17 protein-coding genes are annotated in these 17,881 nt (G+C 65.2%); 5 read left to right on the forward strand and 12 right to left on the reverse strand.

Annotated features, from left to right (window positions below):
* Positions 1 to 216: 216 nt before the first annotated feature.
* The 7 genes from LMF57_RS13310 to LMF57_RS13340 all read right to left on the reverse strand — a co-directional run bounded on the left by LMF57_RS13310 (position 217) and on the right by LMF57_RS13340 (position 4,738).
* The gene (locus tag LMF57_RS13310; RefSeq protein ID WP_117310846.1) at positions 217 to 966 is read right to left on the reverse strand and encodes an Imm52 family immunity protein; all 750 of its coding nucleotides are present in this window, start codon (positions 964 to 966) and stop codon (positions 217 to 219) included.
* Positions 963 to 1,763, reverse strand: coding sequence for a Tox-REase-5 domain-containing protein (locus LMF57_RS13315; protein WP_229290025.1), 801 nt, complete (start codon positions 1,761 to 1,763; stop codon positions 963 to 965). The genes LMF57_RS13310 and LMF57_RS13315 overlap by 4 nt, the downstream gene beginning before the upstream one ends.
* A gap of 173 nt (positions 1,764 to 1,936) precedes the next feature.
* Positions 1,937 to 2,572, reverse strand: a complete 636-nt coding sequence (locus LMF57_RS13320) for an Imm52 family immunity protein (protein WP_162887674.1) — start codon at positions 2,570 to 2,572, stop codon at positions 1,937 to 1,939.
* Between the two features lie 110 nt (positions 2,573 to 2,682).
* Positions 2,683 to 3,483 (reverse strand): Tox-REase-5 domain-containing protein, encoded by an 801-nt coding sequence (locus LMF57_RS13325; protein WP_229290026.1) that lies wholly within the window; start codon positions 3,481 to 3,483, stop codon positions 2,683 to 2,685.
* 8 nt (positions 3,484 to 3,491) lie between these two features.
* A complete protein-coding gene (locus LMF57_RS13330) occupies positions 3,492 to 3,827 on the reverse strand; it encodes a hypothetical protein (RefSeq protein WP_117310850.1) in 336 nt (111 codons plus the stop codon).
* On the reverse strand, positions 3,827 to 4,297 hold the full coding sequence (locus LMF57_RS13335) for a DUF4123 domain-containing protein (protein ID WP_117310851.1): 471 nt from the start codon (positions 4,295 to 4,297) through the stop codon (positions 3,827 to 3,829). The genes LMF57_RS13330 and LMF57_RS13335 overlap by 1 nt, the downstream gene beginning before the upstream one ends.
* A complete protein-coding gene (locus LMF57_RS13340) occupies positions 4,298 to 4,738 on the reverse strand; it encodes a PAAR domain-containing protein (protein ID WP_117310852.1) in 441 nt (146 codons plus the stop codon). It lies immediately after the preceding gene.
* 336 nt (positions 4,739 to 5,074) lie between these two features.
* Here LMF57_RS13340 and LMF57_RS13345 point away from each other — a divergent pair, with 336 nt between their 5' ends.
* The 5 genes from LMF57_RS13345 (at position 5,075) to pgaD (ending at position 12,346) form a co-directional block, all read left to right on the forward strand.
* Entirely contained in the window at positions 5,075 to 6,280 is a 1,206-nt protein-coding gene (locus LMF57_RS13345) for an MFS transporter (RefSeq protein WP_229290027.1), read from the forward strand.
* A gap of 374 nt (positions 6,281 to 6,654) precedes the next feature.
* Positions 6,655 to 8,694, forward strand: a complete 2,040-nt coding sequence (gene pgaA, locus LMF57_RS13350; protein ID WP_208082392.1) for a poly-beta-1,6 N-acetyl-D-glucosamine export porin PgaA — start codon at positions 6,655 to 6,657, stop codon at positions 8,692 to 8,694.
* A gap of 1 nt (position 8,695) precedes the next feature.
* Positions 8,696 to 10,603 (forward strand): poly-beta-1,6-N-acetyl-D-glucosamine N-deacetylase PgaB, encoded by a 1,908-nt coding sequence (pgaB, locus tag LMF57_RS13355; protein ID WP_229290028.1) that lies wholly within the window; start codon positions 8,696 to 8,698, stop codon positions 10,601 to 10,603.
* Between the two features lies 1 nt (position 10,604).
* On the forward strand, positions 10,605 to 11,858 hold the full coding sequence (gene pgaC / locus LMF57_RS13360) for a poly-beta-1,6-N-acetyl-D-glucosamine synthase (RefSeq protein WP_025876444.1): 1,254 nt from the start codon (positions 10,605 to 10,607) through the stop codon (positions 11,856 to 11,858).
* Complete coding sequence (gene pgaD, locus LMF57_RS13365; protein ID WP_208082391.1) at positions 11,855 to 12,346, forward strand: poly-beta-1,6-N-acetyl-D-glucosamine biosynthesis protein PgaD; 492 nt, start codon at positions 11,855 to 11,857, stop codon at positions 12,344 to 12,346. Before pgaC ends, pgaD begins: the two co-directional genes overlap by 4 nt.
* Positions 12,347 to 12,906: 560 nt before the next feature.
* Here pgaD and LMF57_RS13370 read toward each other — a convergent pair.
* Genes LMF57_RS13370 through argC form a run of 5 tightly spaced genes read right to left on the reverse strand, consistent with a single transcriptional unit; the run spans position 12,907 to position 17,877 of the window.
* On the reverse strand, positions 12,907 to 14,178 hold the full coding sequence (locus LMF57_RS13370) for a glutamate-5-semialdehyde dehydrogenase (RefSeq protein ID WP_229290029.1): 1,272 nt from the start codon (positions 14,176 to 14,178) through the stop codon (positions 12,907 to 12,909).
* On the reverse strand, positions 14,175 to 15,332 hold the full coding sequence (gene proB / locus LMF57_RS13375; RefSeq protein ID WP_229290030.1) for a glutamate 5-kinase: 1,158 nt from the start codon (positions 15,330 to 15,332) through the stop codon (positions 14,175 to 14,177). Before proB ends, LMF57_RS13370 begins: the two co-directional genes overlap by 4 nt.
* Positions 15,333 to 15,342: 10 nt before the next feature.
* Positions 15,343 to 15,606: a YciI family protein gene (locus LMF57_RS13380; RefSeq protein WP_093820475.1), complete on the reverse strand. Its 264-nt coding sequence runs from the start codon at positions 15,604 to 15,606 to the stop codon at positions 15,343 to 15,345.
* Positions 15,606 to 16,901: an argininosuccinate lyase gene (gene argH / locus LMF57_RS13385; protein WP_229290031.1), complete on the reverse strand. Its 1,296-nt coding sequence runs from the start codon at positions 16,899 to 16,901 to the stop codon at positions 15,606 to 15,608. Before argH ends, LMF57_RS13380 begins: the two co-directional genes overlap by 1 nt.
* Before the next feature lie 19 nt (positions 16,902 to 16,920).
* Entirely contained in the window at positions 16,921 to 17,877 is a 957-nt protein-coding gene (gene argC, locus LMF57_RS13390) for an N-acetyl-gamma-glutamyl-phosphate reductase (RefSeq protein ID WP_032978728.1), read from the reverse strand.
* Positions 17,878 to 17,881 lie beyond the last annotated feature (4 nt).

Genomic DNA, 17,881 nt, shown 5'->3' on the forward strand with positions numbered 1-17,881 from the left:
TTTGTGCCTGACGTCCGGGCGCGGGGGAGCATGAAAGGCAGGGACGGGGGTAAGGCACCCGCCCTGCGCTGGCGCCCTACCGCCTCAGCAAGGCTGCACGTTCAGGCGGGTGTATAGCGCCGGGCGTAGCCGCTTACAGCAAGGACCCGGCCGGCTCAAGGCCCCACAGGGCTCCGGGCCTTGGGTCAGCCACACTGCCAAGCGCAGCACTCCCGCTCAGCCCCTGAGGTTCGGGTCCGTTACCGGCAACAGGTCGTAGCTGGCCAGATCCATTTCGACGCGGTGCACCTTGTCCACCTGCGCGTCGTCGGTGGGGTCGAACACGCCCGGCACCGAGACGATCACCGTGCCCAGGCCATCGACCGGGTGGACGGCGTGTGCATCGCGGATCTGCGCATGGGTGATCTGCGCGGGCACGAAGCCCATCCAACCGAAGAACTGCCGGTGTTTATACAGGCGTCGGTCTATTTGATATGTCACAAGGCCTTTCTCGGGCGCTCTGGACTTTACATCAACGCATGCGAAATTCGGCCGTATTGTCTTCACCAGCCCAATTAAAGCGTTGACCATCAGGGAAGGAGTTGCCTCCCCAAAGGGCTCGGGCCTGACAAGACTGAAAGAGTTGAATCCAGTTGTCGGGTCCAACTGGAGCACAACCACTCCCGGTTTACGCCAGTCGCGGTCGTTATCGACATTGGCGAGACTCAAGGACGCGCCGAGTTCCGCATGGTCACCAAATCGTTGGCGACGTTTCTCGACATCCCGTTCCATCCGAGTCAAGAGCTCTTCCGAATCATTCAAGGAGAGAGTCTTCTCTTTCTGACTCGAAGGAAGCGCATACCACCCTTTCATTAAGGGATGCATCCGCGCCAGTTTCTCAGTTATCTCCACAGCCACTCGCAGCACTTCGCGCGGAGATTTCGCGACAGGCGCTGTCCACAGATCGGCTTGAGCTCGGATGATCATATACCACCTCTCCGAAATGGCTCATATCTGCAAATCCACGGGTCAAGTCGAGCAAATTCAATGGCTGCTGCAATTGCCCTTCCCTGCATGAAGCACCACACAAGCCTTCCTTGAGGCTCAGCAATCGCAATCGCCGCGCGCTGCCGAATCATCTGCTCCCTCCATGGCTGAAAGACACTGGGTACCACAAACCTGTACTTCGGCTGTTCTTCTTCATCAAGAAAATGCTCATACCTCCCCTTCGCTTCCACCACCGTGCAGTCCTTCAACCAGAATCCATCAAATTCGCAGGCGTTGAAATGCCATTCCTGCACGGTGCGTGAGAACCCGTCGCGCTCAAGATAGTCAAACAACGTATCCACCGAGAACAACCGCCGATCTGGATCCGCCTTATCCGCGACCATGAAACCAAAGCGCAGCGATGCCGAGCGTAGATTGGCGATGTACAGCTGGTACTCGTAGTTGACCAGATTGCGCTGGGTGACGAAGCGCGGGGTGAGAGGCGGGCCGATGAACCCCTCCTTCAGCAGGCACTCGTTGCACGCAGTTTCGTCGGGCATCTGCGAGCAGTCCACCTCCCGGGCCTTGGTTTGCGGCTCAGCGCGCGCATCCGGCTTGGCTTCACCGCTCACCCGCTGCCCGATACCATCCACCACGCCACGAATGCCCCCCATCACATCGCCGGTGGTCGGCCCGCCGTAGGGATCCACTGGGTTGCCGTGTTCGTCCACGGTGCCGCTGCCACCTGCCATGCCTGGCCCCAGCCAGGGCCGGGGTCCGATGATTCTGGTGCCCATTACTGCTCCTAGTGTCCTGCGTGGATTGAAAGGAGTGCGCACCACCTCTTCATCAACGGGTGCATCCTCGGCAAGTCCTAATCACCTACGCCGCCCACACAGAACCTGCTCCAGTGATCGCACAACAGGTTTTATCCACAAATTGGCTTGGGTGTTGATGATCACATTCCCGCTCAGCCCCTGAGGTTCGGGTCCGTTACCGGCAACAGGTCGTAGCTGGCCAGATCCATCTCGACGCGGTGAACCCTTTCCACCTGCGCGTCGTCGCTGGGGTCGAAAATCCCCGGCACTGAGACGATGACCGTACCCAAGCCATCTACCGGGTGGACGGCATGGGCATCGCGTATCTGCGCGTGGGTGATCTGCGCAGGAATAAACCCCATCCAGCCAAAGAACTGACGGTGCTGATATAGACGCCGGCTGATCCGATAGTAAATAAGTTCACTTTCGAGCGTTCTAGCCTTAACATCTGTACAGGCGAATTCTGGCTGAATCGCCTTCACCGATTCGATCAATGCGTTGAGCATGACCGAGGAAGCAGCTTCTCCAAAAGCTCCGATCCCTTTAAGGCTGAAGCTGTTGCGACCTGTTGTTGGGTTCAAGTCGAGCACAACCACACCGGGCTTGCGCCAATCCCGATCATTGTCAACGTTGGCCACCATCAATGAAGCTCCAAGCTCGTCATAGTGGCCGAAACGGTTACGACTACTCTCAATACGTTTCCTCATTGAAGCCAGCAAAACATCGGCGTCTTGCAGGGGCACATACCTATCTACGGGGCCCGAGGGCAATGCATACCAGTTCTTCATCAATGAGTGCGTCCGCGCCAGGCTCTGGGTGAGTCCCATGGCCTTACTCAGCACCTCCTCCGGTGTACGGGAAGTCGGCTTCGTGCGCAGATTGGCTTGAGCGCTCAGAATCATACATCCCCCCCAGAAAACGGCTCGTATTGACAGAGAAGTGGATCGACAAAATCCATTGCTATCGCCGCCTTCATTACCCGCGACTGCATGAAACACCACAAAAGTTTGGCTGACGCCCCGGCGATGCCAATCGCAGCACGCTGCCTATCCATTTGCTCAGCCCATGGACCGAAGACATTCTGCCGAACGAAGCCATACTTCACATCTCCATCTTCATCTAAAAAATGGTCATACCTCCCCTTCGCTTCCACCACCGTGCAGTCCTTCAACCAGAATCCATCAAATTCGCAGGCGTTGAAATGCCATTCCTGCACGGTGCGTGAGAACCCGTCGCGCTCAAGATAGTCAAACAACGTATCCACCGAGAACAACCGCCGATCAGGATCCGCCTTGTCCGCGACCATGAAACCAAAGCGCAGCGGTGCCGAGCGCAGGTTGGCAATGTACAGCTGGTACTCGTAATTGATCAGGTTGCTTTGGGTAACATAGCGCGGGGTAACGGGTGGGCCGATGAACCCCTTCTTCAGCAGGCATTCGTTGCACGCGGTCTCGTCAGGCATCTGCGAGCAGTCCACCTCCCGCGCCTTGGCCGTCGGCTCAGCGCGCGCATCAGGTTTGGCCTCACCGCTCACGCGCTGCCCGATACCATCCACCACGCCACGAATGCCCTTCACCACATCGCCGGTGGTCGGCCCGCCGTAGGGATCCACTGGGTTGCCGTGTTCGTCCACGCCGCCGCTGCCACCTGTCATGCCTGGCCCAAGCCAGGGCCGGGGTCCGATGATTCTGGTGCCCATTACCGCTCCTAGTGTCCTGCCAGATTCGACAGCAGATCCGCCGCTGCCAGATTCGGGTTCTTCGCGGTGCGCATCCACATGTCCGCCGCAGGGACGGCCCGCAAGCCGCGTGCCCACGCCACATCCGCCTTCACCCAGCGGACCAGCACCGGCAGGTGGGTGATGCGTAGGGAACAGGCTGCGTGGTCATGGCTTCGCACCACCTCGTCCATCAACGCACGCTCGTCGAGGTGCCCCGTTTGCTGCGGGTATTCCTGGCGGATTTCCCTGGTCAACTTCGGGAAGAAGGTGCTGGGGTCTGGCAGGCGCAACAAGGCTTCCTGTTCCTCGGTGATCTCAAACATCAACCGGCCTCCGTTGCGTACAGCTCTGCGCGATCCAGGGCGTAGGCCTGGCCCAGGATCTGGAAACGCCACCACGCCAGCGGGCCCATCAGCTGCCTGCGCTGTTGGAGGGTGAAGGCCCGCTGCAACCGCAGGAACACGCGACCGTCCCAGTAGCGCAGCAGTGCCAGCCGGCCGTTGGGGCGGCACAGATCCAGGCAGGCCTCCAGGTGCTGGAACACCGCTTCGAAACCGGCTTCGCTGGTAAGCCAGGCCACGACAGGCCTGTCCAGTTCCAGCGCACGCAGCCAACCGTCCACCTGGGTGTGGGCCTGCGCGGGCAACTGCAGCAGCCAAGGGCCGATGGATGCGTGGGCGGCCTCGGGCTGGCGCGCAAACAACGAGCGATGCGGCAGGTCCTGGGCGTACCAGGCCAGTGCCTTGTACGTGTCGGCATAGGCTGCTGCATCGACAATGGCATATCGGTTCATTCATCGCCCCAGAAAGGTTGCGCCGGAGTGGGCACCGGCCAGCAGGCAGGCCTCGCACACCGGCGCCTTGTCAGCCATCGGCACGGCAGGCACGAGCGCTGCGGGTGCGACGCCACTGGCCGCCTGCACGGCCTGCGCCGCCGGCCCACTGTCCGCGCCGCCACCACCACCGCCCGCATCCACGAACACCAGGGACTGCTGCCCGGCGATGAGCGAGCAACCGCACGACAGCCTGTCGCCGTCGCGCGCCACCGGCTGGCCCTCAAACATCAGGGTGGAATCACCACTGACGATGGAGGCCACCACCTGGTGCCTGGGGCAGGTGGCTTTGTCACCCACCCGTGCCACAGGCTTGCCCTCGATGTCGGTCGTGGGCGAACCGGTGATGACCCGGCCACCGCCGGTGGTTGCATCGCCCACCACAATCAACGTCCTTGCCACCCCGTGATCCTTCCGCCGTGGATTCGGCCCGAACCTAGCAATGGCACAACCCCGCCTGCACTTCGGCGCGACGCTTCATGCATGTTCTGCGCTGCTTGCATGCGGGCAAACTCCGCGCAGATGGCGCAGATGCAGCGGTTTCGTGGGACCAAGGCGGATGTCCGGCGCTTCGCGGCCACTGCCAACAGGACGTGCGGATCGCGACAATCAGCGCCGACAGGACCCGACCCCGCCAGCCACGTACAATGGCGCCCTCCCCCACCCACCGCACCGGCACAGCACGGTGCGGCGCTGCACGCCAAAGACGCGGCGTGCGTCACCTGCAAGGACTACCGCATGACGTCGCCAACCCCATCCTCGCCGTCGCTGCTGCACGGTCGCGTCCTTGCGTTCGCCGCGATCCTGCTGGCGGCGGTCAACCTGCGTACCGCCGTTACCTCCATCACCCCGTTGCTGGACGTGCTGGGCCAGCAGTTCGGCTTCGGCACCACCATGACCGGCGTGCTGGGCATGCTGCCGACCGCGTCGTTCGCACTGTTCGGCGTTGCCACCCCGGCGCTGGCACGACGCCTGGGCCTTGAGCGCACCACCCTGCTGGCGATGCTGATGGCTGCCGCCGGCCTGCTGCTGCGCTCCAGCGCCGGCAATGTCGGCACCCTGCTGCTGGGCTCGGTGATCGCACTGGCGGGCATGGGCATCGGCAACGTAGTGGTGCCGCCGTTGGTGAAGCGCTACTTCGCCAACAAGGTCGGCACCATGAGCACGCTGTACATCAGCGTGCTGCAGCTGGGCACGATGATGCCGGCGCTGTTGGCGGTGCCGGTGGCCAACGCCGCAGGCTGGCGGGTGTCGCTGGGCATGTGGGCGCTGCTGGCGCTGGCTGCGGCCCTGCCATGGATGCTGCTGGCACGCCGTGCGCCCAGGCCGGTGCTGGACAGCAGCGATCCCACCGCCCAGCCGCACGGCAGGGTCTGGCGTACGTCGCTGGGCTGGAGCATGACGCTGATGTTCGGCATGACCTCGCTGATGACCTATTCGATGTTCACCTGGCTGCCGCGCATCGTGGTCGAAGCCGGCGCCACGCCTGCCTTCGGCGGGGTGATGGTCGCAGTCTTCTCGGCACTGGGCCTGCTGCCATCGCTGGTGATTCCGTCTCTGGCGGTGCGCCTGCAGAATCCCTTCCCGCTGGTGCTGATCGGCTTTTCCGCCTTTGCCATCGCCTTCGCCGGCCTGCTGTTCGCCCCGATGAAGGCGCCGTTGCTGTGGGCCTGCCTGCTGGGCGTTGGGCCGTCCACGTTTCCGCTGGCACTGACCCTGATCAATCTGCGCACGCGCACCCCCGCCGGTTCGGCGGCCCTGTCCGGCTTCATGCAGGGCGTGGGCTACAGCTTCAGCTGCCTGGGCCCGTTCCTGGTCGGCTGGCTGCACACCGTCAGCGGGGGCTGGACCCTGCCCTTCGCCTTCCTGTTCGGCTGCGCGCTGCTGATGCTGTGCGCCTCGTGGGTGGCCTGCAAGCCGCGCAAGCTGGAAGACCAGTGGTGACCGGACCGGCAGGCTGACGCCCGCCGCCGTGAAGCTGGACCCACACACCCCACTACCGCGATCTACACACCGCCACCGCAGCGGGTGACGTAGCGTGTCCAAAGCTGACCCGTTATGCGTCCAGAACTGGCGTTACCAGCAGGGCACGCCCCCTCAGGGGGCGGCCCAGGCTACCCCGTGCCGTTCCAGTGGACAGCAAAAAAGTGTATGCGCGACAACGCGTTGCGACAGGGCTGGCCGGTCACCCAAGGACTCTCCGTCAACAAGGTACGGATAGGAAGTAGGCGCTTTGGCAGAGCGTCAGCTATAGTTGGCATGTGATGTGCGTCACACTTTTGAGCACATCGTTCAGCAATGGATGCTTAGGGGGTCTCATGGTTGTTCATCGTCCGCTGGCGCTGTGCGTCGGCCTGGCCTGCGCCACTCTGGCGTGCTGGGCCCACGCGGCCTCGCCGCCCACCGTCATCACGCGCGCCGACCGGCTCGCCGAGATCGGGCACTACCGTGACCAGGCACGCTGGGTCGATGCGCTGGCAGCGATCGAGCGGGCGCAGCTGCGCGAGCCCAACGACGACCTGCTGTACAAGCTGCAGGTACTGACTCTGGGCGACATCGGCAACGCCCATCGCGCCTGGCGGCTTTACCAGGCACGGCCCAACCTGTTCGACCAGGACCAGAAAGCGCGGCTGGAGGCCAACTACGTGGCCAAGCTGGTCAACTGGAGCCTGGCCTACGGGGAAAGCGAAGACACCCGGCTGGTCGAGGCCGAGGCTTCGCTGGCGGAAATGGAGCAGTACGTCGAGCGCGATGGCACAACGCAGGCGCAGGCGCCGCTGCGTATCCGCATGGACCGGCTGATCCTGCTCAACCGCCTGGCCCGCCACGCGCAGGTGCGCGACGAGGCGCGGGCGCTGCAGCGCGAAGGCCATGCCCTGCCCGATTACGTGCTGCCGGCCGTAGGCGACTCGCTGATGGCCACGCAGAATCCGGAGGAGGCCATTCCCTTGCTGGAGGCCGCCGCAAAGAACGATCCCTCACGCTTCGAGTCACGCTCGGAGCTGGCCTATGCCTATCTGGAAACCGAGCAGGCGGAGAAGGCGGTGGGCTACCTGCAGGCCTGGCAGAAGGACGAGCCGGCCTGGCGCTGGGGCGGCGGCAAGACCCCGTTCGAGAACTGGGCGCGTTACGAGGCCGACCTGAACCTGGGGATGGTGCGGGCCTACAGCGGCGACCTGCCCACGGCCCAGCGCGAACTGGAAGCCCTGGTCGAGGTCGGCCCGGGCAATGGCAGCCTGCAGACTTCACTGGGCAGCGTCTACCAGATGCGCGGCTGGCCACGGCGGGCGCTTGAGCGCCACCAGATGGCCTATACGCTGGACCCGCGTGACATCGCGCCGCGCCTGGGCATGTACGAATCCTACGTGCAGCTGCAACGCGACGACCTGGCGCGGCCGCTGCATGACGACCTGCTGGCACGCTATCCAAGCCAGCCGGCGGTGCAACGCATGGATCGTGACTGGCGTGCCCATCGCGGCTGGCAGCTGCTGGCAAAGGTCGAAGGTGGCCGCAGTTCCGGCGGCGGCGGCACCTCGCCACTGGGCAACGACGACCTGCACTACGGCGTGGAAGTGGCCTCGCCGGTTCTCAACGACCGCTGGCGCCTGTTTGCCTTCGCCGACCGTCGTTCGGTCAGCTTCCAGGACCAGGACATCGATCCGCTGTGGATCGGTGCCGGCGTGCGCTACCGCTTCGACCGCCTCGATGCCGAGGCGGCGGTGATGCGCCCCAACGACAGCATCGGCGACACCGGCCTGCGCGGCGGCTTCGGCTGGCAGTTCAATGATCGCTGGCACGCCGGCGTGACCGCTGCCCGCAATGACCCGGAAGCCTCGATGCAGGCACGCGTGGCCGGCATCACCGCCGACAGCGTTGCGGTTGCAGTGGACTACACGCGCAACGAGCGCACCCACTGGAGCTTCGGTGGCAGCCGGTTCCGTTACGACGATGGCAACCGCCGCGATACGCTGAACAGTGCGATCGAACAACGGCTGTTGACCCGCCCGCGCCTGTTGATCGATGGCCTGGGCAGCGTCTACACCAGCCGTGGCAGCCGCGACGATGCCCCCTACTTCAACCCCTCGCGGGACCGCTCGGTGGAAGTGGGCCTGCGCATCGACCAGCAGCTGTGGCGCCATTACGAGCGCCACTTCCGCCATCGCCTGACGGTGTCGGTGGGCAACTACTGGCAGGAAGGTTTTGGCAGTTCAATCATTCCAACCGTGGCCTATCGCCACGAATGGCAGTTCGATCAAGGGCGGATCCTCGAGTACGGCGTGAGTTGGTCACGGCCGGTCTACGACGGCCAACGTGAACGACATATCGGCTTCGATGCCGCGCTGCGCTGGGGAGAATGAGATGGAACGGATGCTTCGCAACCTGACGACCGTACTGCTGCTGGCGCTGCTGGCCCTCGCCCTGCCCGCCGCTGCCCAGCGCGCCAGCTCGGCCGCGGAACTGGACGCGGCCGACAACGGCCTGCTGGTCCTCAGCTACCACGACGTGCGCGATGATGTGCTGGAAAAATCCGACGGCGACGCCTACGCGGTCAGCACGCAGAACTTCGCCGCACACCTGGACTGGCTGTCCGCCCACGGCTATCACCCGGTCTCGCTGTCACAGCTGATCAAGGCCTCGCGCGGCGAAGCAACGCTGCCGCCGCGGCCGGTGCTGCTGACCTTCGACGACGGCCTGCGCAGCGTGTACAGCCGCGTCTATCCGCTGCTGCGCGCGTACAACTATCCGGCGCTGGTGGCGGTGATCACCGACTACGTGGACATGGCACCGGGCCGCACCATCGACTACGGCTACCGTCCCTTCGGCCATGACGACTTCCTGACCTGGGACCAGCTGCGCGAAATGCAGGCCAGCGGCCTGATCGAACTGGCCAGCCATACCGACAACCTGCACCACGGCGTGCAGTCCAACCCGCAGGGCAACCAGACCCCGGCGGTGATCACCCGCATCTACGACCCCAAGGCGCAGCGCTATGAAAGCGCGCAGGAGTACGAGAAGCGCCTGCGCGACGATCTCGGCCGCAGCGTGCAGCGCATCGAGAAGGAACTGGGTGTACGCCCGAAAGCGATCGTCTGGCCCTACGCCGCCTACAACCAGTTGAGCAACGACATCGCCGAGCAACTGGGCATGCCGGTGTCCTTCGACCTGGAAGGACGCAGCACGCCGGTGACTGCCGACCTGCATGGCCTGGCACGCCTGCTGGTGACCAGCAACCCGAACATCACGTCGCTGGCCTATGAGCTTCGTCGCAACGTCAATCTGGACGGCACCCGCGCACTGCAGATCGACATGGACTCGGTCTACGACAGCGACCCTGCACAGCAGGCGCGCAACCTGGATGCGCTGATCGAGCGGGTGAAGCGGATCGGCCCGACTCATGTCTACCTGCAGGCCTTCGCCGATCCTGACGGCAACAACACCGCCGTTGCCCTGTACTTCCCGAACCGCCACCTGCCGATGCGCGCGGACCTGTTCAACCGCGTCGCCTGGCAGCTGAAAACCCGTGCCGGGGTGAAGGTGTATGCGTGGTTGCCGGTGCTGGGCTATGAACTGCCCGACGCTGCGCAGCGTGCGGCGCTGGGCATCCAGAGCCCGGAACGCGATGGCATGTACCGCCTGGATTTCACCAAGCCGCAGGCACGACAGATCATCAAGGACATCTACGAAGACCTGGCGATCAATTCGTATTTCGAAGGCCTGCTGTTCCACGATGACGGCTACGTGCGCGATACCGAGCTGGCCCAGCTGCCGCAGGAAGGCAGCGACGGCGGCCGCACCCAGGCGCTGATCGATTTCACCCTGGAACTGCGTGACAGCGCACAACGCTGGCGCCCCAAGCTGGGCACCGTGCGCAACCTGTACGCGCAGCCGGTGCTGGAGCCGCAGAGCGCGGCATGGTTCGCCCAGCGCCTGGACCTGTTCAACAAGGCCTACGACCGCACCGCGCTGATGGCGATGCCATGGATGGAAGGCAGCCGCCGCCCACAGCGTTGGCTGGACAAGCTGGTGGTGGCCGTGCGTGCGCACGACCCCGAGCTGAAGCACACGATGTTCGAGCTGCAGACCGTGGACTGGCGCACGCAGCGGCCGATCAGCGGAGAACAGCTGCGCGCGCAGATCCGCCGCCTGCAGGCACAGGGCGTGCGCCATTTCGCGTGGTACCCGGACGATTTCATTGCCGACAAGCCGTCGACCCAGGATGCACGCGCGGCGATGTCCGCGCGCAACTTCCCGTACCCGGAGAAGTGACATGGACATGAATCCGTGGCTCAACGCCATGTTCCAGTTCGCCTTCTTCTACCCCATGGTGATGGCGTTCTTCTGGATGTCCGGGGGCCTGTACTACTTCTTCCGCCGTGAGCGGAAGTCGCGGCCGCGCAACGACCCACCACCGATGGCGGAGTATCCGTTCGCCAGCCTGCTGATCCCGTGCCACAACGAATCGGCGAACCTGGACGACACCCTCGGCGCGGCACTGGCCCAGCGCTACCCGGACTTTGAGGTGATCGCCATCAACGATGGCAGCACCGACGATACCGGCACCCGCCTGGACGCGCTTGCAGCGCTGCATCCGCGTCTGCGCGTGGTCCATCTGGACCGCAACCTGGGCAAGGCCAACGCGTTGCGCATGGGCGCGCTGGCCGCCAGATCGGAGTACCTGGTGTGCATCGATGGCGATGCCATGCTGGAAGAATTCGCCATGCACTGGATGGTCTGGCACCTGACCAGCGGCCCACGGGTGGGTGCGGTGACCGGCAACCCGCGCATCCGCAACCGCTCCACCCTGCTCGGCCGCCTGCAGGTGGCGGAGTTCTCCTCGATCATCGGCATGATCAAGCGCGCCCAACGCGTGTACGGCCGCATCTTCACCGTGTCCGGCGTCATTGCCGCGTTCCGTCGCACCGCCCTGCATCGCATCGGCTACTGGGCCGATGACATGGTCACCGAGGACATCGACATCAGCTGGCGGCTGCAGCTGGATCACTGGGACATCCGCTACGAGCCCAACGCACTGTGCTTCATCCTGATGCCGGAAACGCTGAAGGGCCTGTGGCGGCAGCGACTGCGCTGGGCACAGGGCGGCGTGGAAGTCCTGCTGCGCCACGGCTCCTCGTTGTTCAGCTGGCGCAAGCGGCGGATGTGGGGCGTGCTGCTGGAATACATCCTCAGCGTGCTGTGGGCCTACACCATGCTGGTGATCATCCTGCTGTGGGCAGTGGGCAAGTTCATCCCGATGCCGCCGTCGCTGTACATCGACACGTTGCTGCCGCAATGGCATGGCGTGATCCTGGCCCTGGTCTGCCTGCTGCAGTTCGCCAGCAGCCTGATCATCGACAGGCGTTACGAAACACATATCGGCCGCAACTATTTCTGGGTCATCTGGTACCCGATGGCGTACTGGTTGATCAGCCTGTTCACCACGCTGGTAGCGCTGCCGAAGACCCTTCTCCGGCGGCGTGGCAAGCGTGCCACCTGGGTCAGCCCAGACAGAGGTATCCGATGAACGCACATCGCCAGACGAGCGCCAGGACGCCGTCCAACCGCTTCGACTCGCGGCTGATCCAGAAGCCGCGCAAGCAGCCCCGCCTGCAGCGCACTGCCTGGGGCTTTGTGACCCTGGCGTTCTGGGGCTTCTACTTCTACCTGTGGGCACCGCTGGTCACGCTGGTGTCCTGGTTGCTCGGTGGGCAGCTGGCGTGGCTGCAGCTGTACGAGCGCAAGCAGCATCTTGACCCGTTCGTGGTCATCGCCCTGCCGGTGATCCTGGCGTGCTGTGCGCTGCTGCTGATCGCCTGGGCCGAGTACAACCGCTACCGCTTTGCCGGCAAGGAACGGCGCGGCCCGCACGAGGACGCGAGCCGTGCGGAGATCGCCCATTCGCTGGGGGCCAGCGATCAGCTTGCCGAACAGATGTTTGGTGCCAAGGCCATCACCCTGCACATGGATGAGCATGCACGGCCGCTGGGCATGACCGCGCAGCTGTTGAGGTAACGGGGGTTCGGCCGGGCGGCGCCCGGCACCCGCAGAGGCCGAAGCAACAGCAACAGCTGGCAGTCAGTGGGATGGCGGGGCGGTATGGGCAGGCAGGACACGCCGTAAACCCATCCATGGGGGCTCGATGGCGCCATCCATGGCGCCAACGGTCCTGCCTACCCACACCGCCCCACCTCTGACAGATTTCCGCAATCTGGTAGATCCACGCCATGCGTGGATGAATCTCCATCGAAATCGAATAGTCGACAATTCATCAAAGAGCATCCACGCATGGCGTGGATCTACGTGTCGACCAGGGTCGACACCCACCAAGAGCAAGTCATGCCATCCCGACAGATTGCGGAGATCTGTCGAAGGCGGGGTGGGTCCGGTTGCGGGGGTGTCCGCGGCATGGATGCCGCGGCCAAGCCCCCATGGACGGGTTCACGGCGTCCCCCGCAACCGGACCCACCCCGCCATCCCGCAGGAACCCCGCTGTTGCTTCGGCTGTTGCCGTTGCTGTTGCTTCGGCTGCTGCCGTGGCCTCTGCGGGTGCCGGGCGCAGCCCGGCTGTGACCCTACCTTCGGACCTGGCCTTCGCCGCGCACCACGAACCGTTCGACTGTCAGCGCTTCCAGCCCCATCGGGCCATAGGCGTGCAGGCGCGTGGTGGAGATGCCGATCTCGCTGCCGAGGCCAAGCTGGCCACCATCGGAAAAACGCGAAGACGCGTTGACCATCACCACCGCCGAGCGCAATGCGCTGACGAAACGCTCGGCACTGGCTACGTCTTCAGTGGCGATCACTTCGGTGTGGTCGGAGGTATAGGTGCGGATGTGCGCGATCGCTGCATCAAGATCGTCGACCACGCGGACCGCCAGTACCAGATCAAGGAATTCGGCGGCATAGTCGTCTTCGCTGGCCGCGGTACTTCCCGGCAGCAACGGCTGCGCGCGCTCGTCTGCGCGCAGCTGCACGCCACGTTCGGCCAGCGCCTGAGCAGCACGCGGCAGGAACGCTGCGGCAATGTCCCGGTGCACCAGCAGGGTTTCCAGTGAATTGCACGCGGACGGGCGACTGCACTTGCCGTCCACCAGCAGATCGACTGCCTTGTCGAGATCGGCACTGGCATCGACGAACAGGTGGCAGACGCCCTTGTAGTGCTTGATCACCGGTACCCGTGCGTGCTCGGCGACGAAGCGGATCAGGCCTTCGCCACCGCGCGGGATGGCCAGGTCGATCAGTTCGTGCAGCTGCAGCAGTTCCAGCATTGCTTCGCGACGCAGGTCGGTCAGCACCGTCACAGCGGCAGGGGGCACGCCGTTGGCCTTCAATGCCCCCGCCAACGTCTGGGCGATGGCGGTATTGGAATGGATCGCCTCCGAGCCGCCACGCAGGATCACGCCGTTGCCCGCCTTCAGGCACAGCGCGGCGGCTTCGGCGGTCACGTTCGGGCGAGCTTCGTAGATCATCGCGATCACTCCCAGCGGCACGCGCACCTTCTGCACGCGGATGCCGTTCGGACGCACGTCGTCGCGGGTCACCTGCCCGACCGGCTCCGGCAGGCCGGCCACCTCGCGCACGGCGTCGGCCATCGCCAGCAGGCGCGCCGGATCCAGTGCCAGGCGGTCGAGCATCGCGCTGCCCACGCCTTTGTCGCGGGCGGCGGCCAGGTCGCGTGCATTGCCTGCAAGAATCTGTCCGGCATTGACCTCCAGCGCCTGCGCCATCGCCTGCAGCAGTGCCCTGCGCGCATCACTGTCCAGGCCGGCAACCACCTGGGCCGCGTCGCGGCAGGCACGGGCCTGCGATTCGATCTCACTCATCGGCATATCCTGCAGTGGGTTCATGGCAGCACCAGATCGTCGCGATGGACGACGGTACCGCCGTAGTTGTAGCCGAGCACGGTCTGGATGTCGCGGGTGTGGCGGCCGGCAATGCGGCGCACGTCATCGGCGGCGTACTGGCTTACACCACGGGCCACGCACACCCGGCCGGCGTCGGTGTTCCAGCATACCTGCACCATATCACCGCGCCGGAACGCGCCGTCGGCACCGGTGATGCCACCGGGCAGCAGCGATGCCCCCTTCTCGCGCATCGCCTGGGCGGCGCCGGCATCGATCAGGATCGCGCCTTCGGCGAGCGGAGCGTGGCGCAGCCAGTGCTTGCGGGCCGCCTCACGGCTGCGTGCTGCATGGATACGGGTGCCGAACAGGCGGTCCTGCGCCAGCGCGCGTACCACCTCGCCGCTGCGGCCATTGAACAGATAGGTTTCGATACCGACACGGCCGGCCTTGGCTGCGGCCTCCAGCTTGGTGCGCATGCCGCCGGTACCGGCGACCGAACCGGCGCCACCAGCCATCGCCAGCACGGCATCGTTCAACTCGGCCACTTCATGCAGTGGCCGGGCATCGGCATGCGTGCGCGGATCTGCACTGTAGAGACCGTCGATGTCGGTGGCGATGAACAGTGCATCGGCATCGACCAGCGCTGCCACCGTCGCGGCCAGGTTGTCGTTGTCACCGAGCTTGAGCTCATCCACCGAAACGGTGTCGTTCTCGTTGACCACCGGCAGCGCGCCCAGCCGCAGCAGCTCGTTGAGGGTTGCCCGCGCATTGAGATAGCGGCGGCGGTTGCGCAGATCGTCATGGGTCAGCAGCACCTGCGCCACCGGGCGCTCGAAGAAGCGCTGCCACAGACCGATCAGCTGCGCCTGGCCCAGGGCCGCCAACGCCTGCCGCGCCGCCATCGCCGCACCGGGTTCATCGGCCCGGGGCAGGATCGCGCGGCCGGCAGCGACCGCGCCGGAGGAGACGATGACGACCTCGCGCCCGGCCAGCGCGTTGGCCGAAACGAACTGGGCCAGGCCCAGCGCGTGGCGCGGCGACAGGCCACCACCGTCGGCGGCCAGCAGGCTGCTGCCGACCTTGAGCACGGCGCGCCGCCACGACGGCAGCGCTTGTTCGGGGAACGGCGATGCAACGTGGGCGGCGTGGACAGTCATCAGGAGAGCCTCAGCGGGTATTCCATTCATGGACGCTCAGCGCCGATGCCTGCATCGTCACCAGCGGATCGGTGGCGACGATGGCCTGCGCCTGCGCCAAGCTGTCGAGGTTGCACAGCACATAGGCGCCACCGCTGCCGTCGGCAAAGCCGCCGGTCAGCTGCAGCCGGCCCTCGGCCTGCAACGCATCAAGGAAGTCGCGGTGCGGCTGCACCGCGGCGTCGGTGAAGCCCGGCAGGCGCATCGCCAGCACCAGGTAGACGGTGCCGGCCATCAGGACAGCGCCTGCCAGCGCGCGCGCAGTTCATCCAGGCGCAGGTCCGACGCCGAACCCGGCGACACGCGCGCCGCAAGGCTGCCTTCCGGCGTGCGCCCCTGCCCTGCACTGTCGGCACCGGCAGCAGCAGCCTTGTAGGCCTCGCGGAACGGTACGCCCGCTACCGCAGCTTCCACCGCGACATCGGTGGCATACATCCCCGAATCGATCGCTGCGCGCAGCTTGTCATCGCGCCATTCCAGGTTGGCCAGCAGCGCCGGCAGCAGTTCAAGCGCGGCCAGGCCGCGCCCGAAGCCGTGGAAGATGGCGCCCTTGGACGACTGCAGGTCGCGGTGGTAGCCCGACGGCAGCGACAGCAGCTGCTCGATTTCGGTGCGTGCAGCGGCGACGCTGGCATGGGTCGCCCGCATCAGCTCGATCACGTCCGGATTGCGCTTGTTGGGCATGATCGAACTGCCGGTGGTGTACTGCGCCGGCAACGCGATGAAACCGAATTCGGCGCTGGTGAACAGCGACAGGTCCCAGGCAATGCGGCGCAGGTCCAGGGTGGCACCGCCCAGCGCTTCCAGCGCAGCCAGTTCGAACTTGCCACGCGACAGCTGCGCGTAGATCGGCGAAATCTGCATGCGCGCAAAGCCGAGCGCGGCAGTGGTGTGCTCGCGATCCAGCGGCAGGTTCACGCCGTAACCGGCGGCGGTGCCAAGCGGATTGGCATCGACCAGTGCATGGGTATCGCGGGCACGCACGGCGTTGTCGATGAAGGCTTCGGCCCAACCGGCCCACCACATGCCGGCCGAGGACACCACGGCACGCTGGATGTGGGTGTAACCGGGTATCGGCAGATGCTGCTCGGCCTGCGCACGGTCAAGTGCCACCTTTGCCACTTCGGCGCTGACCTGCGCCACGCGCTGCAGCTTTTCCTTCAACCACAACCGGGTGGCGACCAGGATCTGGTCGTTGCGGCTGCGGCCGGTGTGGATCTTGCGGCCGGCATCACCCAGGCGTTCGGTCAACCGTGCCTCGATCGCCGAATGGCCATCCTCATACTGCGTATCCAGCACGAAGCGGCGTTCGCGGAAGTCCTGCGCCAGCACCTCCAGCTCGCGCAGCAACCCGGCCAGTTCGTCGGCGCTGAGGATGCCGATGTGCTGCAGGCCCTGCGCATGCGCTGCGCTGGCAGCAATGTCATGCAGGAAGAACTCGCGATCGAGGATCACATCGTCGCCGGCGAGGAAGGTCTGGATCTGGGCATCGACAGCGACGCCTGGCTTCTGCCAAAGAAGGTCTGCCATGGGGAGCTCCTGTACGGTTTCAGTGCGGGATCGACGTCAGTTCGTCGATGCCCAGCGCAAGATTGAGGTTCTGCATGGCCTGGGTGGCCGCGCCCTTGAGCAGGTTGTCCAGGGTCGCCACCACCACCACCCGCTTGCCGCCCGGGGCGAGCGTGAAGCCGCCGACCTGGGCACCGTGGCGGCCAGCGATGCGGCTCACCCACGGCGCCTCGTCCACGACCTCGATGAGTGCTTCACCGGCGTAGGCCTGCTGGAAGCGCTCGACGATCTGCTCGCGGGTCTGCACGCGGTTCAACCACAGGTTGGCGGTGAGGGTGATGCCACGGAAATGCGGCGCGACGTGCGGCATGAATTCGACCGCCACGCCCAGCTGCACGGAAACCTCGCGCTCATGCACGTGGTTGGTCAGCGCGTACGGCATCAGGTTGTCGGCCAGCAGTTCAACGTTGTTCTTGTCCGACGGCGAGGTGCCCGCACCCGAGTAGCCGGACACACCGAAGCACTGCGGCGGGCCAGCCAGCAGATCCAGCAACGGATGGATCGCCAGCTGCATCGCGGTGGCATAGCAGCCGGGGTTGCTGATGTGCTTCTGTCCGCGGTAACGGCTGCGGGTAAGCTCGGGCAGGCCGTAGTACCAGGTGTTGTCGAAACGGTAGTCGGCCGACAGGTCGACGATCACCGTGTCCGGCTTCGCCGTTTCCAGCGCCGCCACGAACGGCGCGGCCAGGCCGTTGGGCAGGGCCAGGACCACCGCGTCCACGCCCTTGGCGGCAACGGCGTCGGCGTCGAGATTCTCGAACTGCAGTTCGCCCTGCCATTGCGGGTAGTGGTCGGACACGCGCTGCCCGGCCAGTTCGCGCGAGGACACGAAGCCCAGCTGCAGGTTCGGATGCGCTGCCACCAGGCGGATCAGCTCGGCGCCGGTATGGCCGCGGGCGCCGACGATGCCGACGGTGAACGAGGAGGAAGTGCTCATGCGT

This window comes from Stenotrophomonas sp. SI-NJAU-1 (genome assembly GCF_020883215.1).
GTDB lineage: Bacteria > Pseudomonadota > Gammaproteobacteria > Xanthomonadales > Xanthomonadaceae > Stenotrophomonas > Stenotrophomonas indicatrix.